This is a genomic window from Staphylococcus sp. GW821-FHT11H10 (genome assembly GCF_058807855.1).
The window spans coordinates 295-595 of record NZ_JBXARC010000056.1; the positions used below are offsets into that span (position 1 = coordinate 295).

The following is a 301-nucleotide window of genomic DNA, read 5'->3' on the forward strand; positions in this document are numbered from 1 at the left end:
CTCAGATGCAGATGCAGACGCAGACGCAGATGCAGACGCAGATGCAGATGCTGATTCAGATGCTGATTCAGATGCAGATGCAGACGCAGACGCAGATGCTGATTCAGATGCAGACGCTGACGCAGACTCAGATGCAGACGCAGATTCAGATGCTGACTCAGATGCAGATGCAGACGCAGACGCAGATGCAGACGCAGATGCAGATGCTGATTCAGATGCTGATTCAGATGCAGATGCAGACGCAGACGCAGATGCTGATTCAGATGCAGACGCTGATGCAGATGCTGACTCAGATGCAGAC

Annotated in this window: 1 protein-coding gene; it reads left to right on the forward strand. The window is 52.5% G+C overall.

The annotated features are described in order from the left end of the window. The coding region (locus tag AC1RRU_RS12585; RefSeq protein ID WP_493196604.1) for a hypothetical protein at nucleotides 1-301 on the forward strand (301 nt) is incomplete at both ends.